A 4,047-nucleotide genomic window follows, 5' to 3' on the forward strand; every position below is an offset into this window, starting at 1 on the left:
CCCCCCCCCCCCCGCGCCCCCGCCCGCCCCCCGCGGCCAGTCCCGCGACGCTCCAGCGCCGGCGCCGGTCCCCGGCCGCCTCGCTGCGCACCTGCCGCAGCGTGCGCTGGAGCAGCAGGTCACCACCTTGCGGCGGCCCGTCGAGGAAGGCCTCCGCAGGCACCTCGCCCAATGCCGCCTCCATCTCGCGCAACGCGGCCACCTCCTCCCGGCAATGCACGCAGCCGCTCATGTGCTCCTCGACCCGGCGGACGTCCTCCGCCTCCAAGACGCCGAGAACGTACGGGCCGAGCAGTTCCTCCTCGTGCCGCTGCCGGTTCATGCCACCACCTCACGCAGTCCGGCGGGCCGCTGCGGCGGCCTGCCCCTTCGATTGCCCTCCTTGGTACTTCCTTGTCGGAACACCTCGCGCAGCGCCTTGAGCGCGTAGTGCGCGCGGGATTTGACGGTCCCCGCCGGGATGCCGAGGCTGTCGGCCGCCTCGGCCACGCTCAGCTGGCGGTAGTACAGCTCCTTCAGCACGTCCCGGTGCTCCGGGGACAACTGGTCGAGCGCCCCCAGCACGGTCATCGTGTCCACGATGGAATCGGCGTGGTCCAGCTCGACCGGCGGAGCGGCGGCGGCCCCCGAGACCTCCGCGGGGCGCGCGGCCTTGGCCCGGTAGCGGTCGGTGATGATGTTGCGGGCCACCGTCAGCAGCCAGCCGCGCACCGAACCCTTCCCGTTGACCAGGACCTCGGAATGCCGCCAGGCACGGATGAGCGTCTCCTGGACGACGTCCTCGGCGGTGGCCCGGTCTCCGGTCAGCCGGGTGGCGTAGGCGAGCAGGGCGTGGCCGTGCTCCTCGTACACCGACCTGATCAGTGCCTCATCGGTCGAGCCCCGCCGCGTGCGGGGCCACAGTGGTCCGGCCATCTCACCCTCTCCGTCTTCCTCGCTCATGTGCTGCGGACAGAACACGCGCCTGCGGAACGGACGGTTCATGTGACCCGCGTCACTCCGGAGGGTCGGTGCTCAGGTGCGGCAGGTGAGCCCCTCGTTCAGGCAGCCGACGACGGCGGCCATCTGTGCGTCCGTCATGGCGTCCACGAACATCGCGTGGTCGGTCTTCGGGCTGTGCCGCTGCTCGGGGAAGGAGTCGACGGCGACCGGCACCCCCGGCGGCACCTCGTACGCGAGGGAGATGCGCAGCTGCGGCACCGCGAAGGTGCCCTGCGGGCAGACGCCGTTGGACGCGGGGAACAGGAGGTGCGAGCGGTGGCCCGGGCTCTCGGTGTCCAGCCCGTTCCAGCAGCTGGGGAAGACGAGCGTACGGGTGAGGCGCTCTCCGGCGGGGCAGCGCGGGTAGCGGGTGGTGGACCGGTCGGGCGTGCCGGAACAGCCCCAGCGGGCCCGGACGTCGGCGTCGCTCGGCGCGGTGTAGGCCACCGCGTCCCCGGTCATCGCGCGCAGGAAACGCGGCATCGGCACGACCTTGCCCACCGGGCTGCCGCGGAACTCCACGGACACCGCCGCCTCGGGCAGGATCTCCCCCGCGTTGCCGTGCCCCGCGGAGCCCTCCTGTGGGTGGCCGCCCGCCCGGTCCGGCCGGCGCAGGACCGGCCAGTAGTACGTGGAGCGGTCGCCGCCGGGGCAGCTGGTCGCCGCGGCGGCCAGGGAGGCGTCGGTGGACATCGCGTCCGTGGACAGGTTCCCGACGTAGGCGTGGGTGTGGTGGGCGCCCGAGCGCAGACCGGGCGACACCACCAGGTTGTCCTCGTTGTAGTGGCGCTCCTCGTTGCGCCCGCAGTCCACCGTCACGGATCCCGTCGAGGCGTCGGGCCCGGCCGGCGGCTCACCCGGACCCGGGGGTACGTCCCGTATGTCCACGTAGTCACGGGCGTTCGTCCCGGAATGCGGCTTCCCGTCGGGGCCCGTCAGCCGGGCGGCGCCCAGCACGGCGGCCGTCAGCCCGATGCCGAGCACCAGGCAGACGAGCAGCGTGAGCAGGCGGCGTTCGTTCCCCATGCGGGTCACGGTCGCCGGTGCGCGCCGCATCGTCAACTCTGCGTCCGCATGTCGGCCAGGGCCCGCCCGGCAGCTTGCCGGGCCGGTGGGCGGCCGCGCAGAGTACCGGGCATGACACCCGCTGAGCTCCTGCACGCGTTCGCCCGCACCCGCGCCTCGCTCGACGGCACCGAGGTGACCTTCTGGTGGACCGGGGACATCCACTCCTGGGCCCCCGGACAGCCCTACCGGCACCTCTTCGGCTTCGAAGGCGTCAACGTCGCCCGTCTCGTCGAGGACGCCGAAGGCGGCGGCTTCCAACTGCTCACCCGGGAGGCCGGGTTCTACCTGGACCCGCGGACCCGGGAGATCCTGGACACCTGGGAGGACAAGCCGGTGGTCCACATCTGGAACGATCCGGCCAACCTGCGGCTGCGGCCGTTCCCGGTCCCCGTGACCGAACTCGGCGACCAGGTCTGCTTCAGCCTCGAGATCCCCGTCGCCCACCCCTCGCCGCTGCCGGTCGCCGAGTACCCGCTGAACTCCGCCGACGACACGTACCGGGCCCTGGAGCTCTTCCAGTTCTTCGCGCCCGAAGAGGTGTTCACCACCGAAGAGCCCGGCGTGCCGTGCACCATGTCCTGGATGCGGATGTCGCCGTGGCTCCCGTGGATGGAGCAGGGCCAGCGGCCGGGCGGCCTCGCCTTCCACTGCCGGGGCCGCAAGCTCGGCTCCCCCGCGGAGGTCCCCGAACGCCTGCGCACGTACATCGCGGACCGCCACCCGCAGTACGCCCACGCCCCGGAGAAGTGGACCGAGCCGAACGAGACGAGCTGGACGTACTTCCGCACCCACCACGGGTCCCCGTCGCGCTAGCGGCCCCGGGCGGCAGCCGCTCCGAAGGGCCCGCCGCCCCCGGGCGGCACGCCCCGGGATGCGGTACGTGACGGATGTGCCGATGATGGTTACGACCCGTAGAGGGCCCGTACGCGAGCGTCGACCGCATGCGCGGGCAGCAGGCCATCGCCCTCCCGCCCGCGGCCGGGCGGCTCCGGTCCCCAGTCCGTTCCCAACGGATCCGGTCCTGCGACCGGTTCCCCACGGCTGCGGTGCGCTCGCCAGGCGGAGGAGGAGTTGTGGCAACTCTGGCACGGATTCCCCTGGACGGCGGGGGCAGCCTCCTGATCGAGGCCCCGGCCGGGCCGGAGGGGCCGGTGAAGGCCGGCCGCATCGGCGATGCCGTCCGCGAGCTCCCGAAGACCCTGCAAGAGGCTCTGGTACCCGTCACGGAGGCGGCGCGCGTCACGCTCGAACAGCTGCGCAAGGCCCGGCCCGACGAGATCGTCGTCGGGTTCGGCGTCGACCTCGCGGTCGAGGCCGGGGCCGTGATCACCAAGACCGGCGCCCAGTGCCACCTGAACGTGACGGTGACGTGGACGCGAAAGGACCCCGAGCCCGAGCCCGCGGCCCCGCACGAAGGGACGGACTGACCCGATGGGCACCGCCGCGCCCCGGCCCGAGCGGGAGGGTGCGTCGCGGCTGCCGCCCGCCGTGGCCCAGGTCCTGGGCCCCGACGGACAGGTGGCCGGGGCGGGCTTCCTGGTGGCCGAGGACGTCCTGGCCACCTGTGCGCACGTCGTCACCGCGGCCGGGTCCGGGCCGGGCGCCAGCGTGCGGCTGGTGTTCCCGCACGCGGCCGGCGCACCCCGGGCCGAGGGACACGTCCTGGCGGAGGCCTGGCGGGCCCCCGAGGGCGAGGACGTGGCCATCGTGCGCCTGAGCGGCGCCCCGGCCGACGTCGAGGCCCTGCCGTTGGGCTCCGCGGCGGGCTGCCGGGGCCACCAGGTGCGCTCGTTCGGGTTCCCCGCCCAGGCTCCGCCGGGAGGCCACTTCGGCTTCGGGGTGGCCGGGGACCTGCTGCCCGGCGACGGCGGCGGGGGCGAACTCCTCCAGCTGACCGCCGCCAACGACCTGACCACCGGATTCAGCGGCGCTCCGGTGGTCGACGAGGTGACCGGCCTGGTCATCGGCATGCTCACCGAGATCACCGCCCCGGACGCG

The 4,047-nt window shown here is 73.8% G+C and carries 6 protein-coding genes; 3 read left to right on the top strand and 3 right to left on the bottom strand.

Translation table 11 applies throughout. The features are described from left to right. The 3 genes from ACFXA3_RS37550 to ACFXA3_RS37560 all read right to left on the bottom strand — a co-directional run. A partial coding sequence (locus ACFXA3_RS37550; RefSeq protein ID WP_385194917.1) for a zf-HC2 domain-containing protein occupies positions 1-322 on the bottom strand: 322 nt, incomplete at its 3' end. Then, positions 319-915 carry a sigma-70 family RNA polymerase sigma factor gene (locus tag ACFXA3_RS37555; RefSeq protein ID WP_385194928.1) on the bottom strand — a complete coding sequence of 199 codons (597 nt, stop codon included), beginning with the start codon at positions 913-915 and terminating at the stop codon, positions 319-321. The genes ACFXA3_RS37550 and ACFXA3_RS37555, both read right to left, overlap by 4 nt. A gap of 99 nt (positions 916-1,014) precedes the next feature. Next, on the bottom strand, positions 1,015-2,007 hold the full coding sequence (locus ACFXA3_RS37560; RefSeq protein WP_385194919.1) for a DUF1996 domain-containing protein: 993 nt from the start codon (positions 2,005-2,007) through the stop codon (positions 1,015-1,017). Positions 2,008-2,118: 111 nt separating this feature from the next. Here ACFXA3_RS37560 and ACFXA3_RS37565 point away from each other — a divergent pair, with 111 nt between their 5' ends. From ACFXA3_RS37565 to ACFXA3_RS37575, 3 genes are all read left to right on the top strand, one after another. Then, positions 2,119-2,862: a DUF1838 family protein gene (locus ACFXA3_RS37565; RefSeq protein ID WP_385194921.1), complete on the top strand. Its 744-nt coding sequence runs from the start codon at positions 2,119-2,121 to the stop codon at positions 2,860-2,862. Positions 2,863-3,122: 260 nt separating this feature from the next. Next, a complete protein-coding gene (locus ACFXA3_RS37570) occupies positions 3,123-3,476 on the top strand; it encodes a CU044_2847 family protein (RefSeq protein ID WP_385194923.1) in 354 nt (117 codons plus the stop codon). Positions 3,477-3,480: 4 nt separating this feature from the next. Further along, positions 3,481-4,047: serine protease (locus tag ACFXA3_RS37575; RefSeq protein ID WP_385194925.1), on the top strand; the 567-nt coding region annotated here is incomplete at its 3' end.

It is taken from the genome of Streptomyces sp. NPDC059456 (genome assembly GCF_042750055.1).
GTDB lineage: Bacteria > Actinomycetota > Actinomycetes > Streptomycetales > Streptomycetaceae > Streptomyces.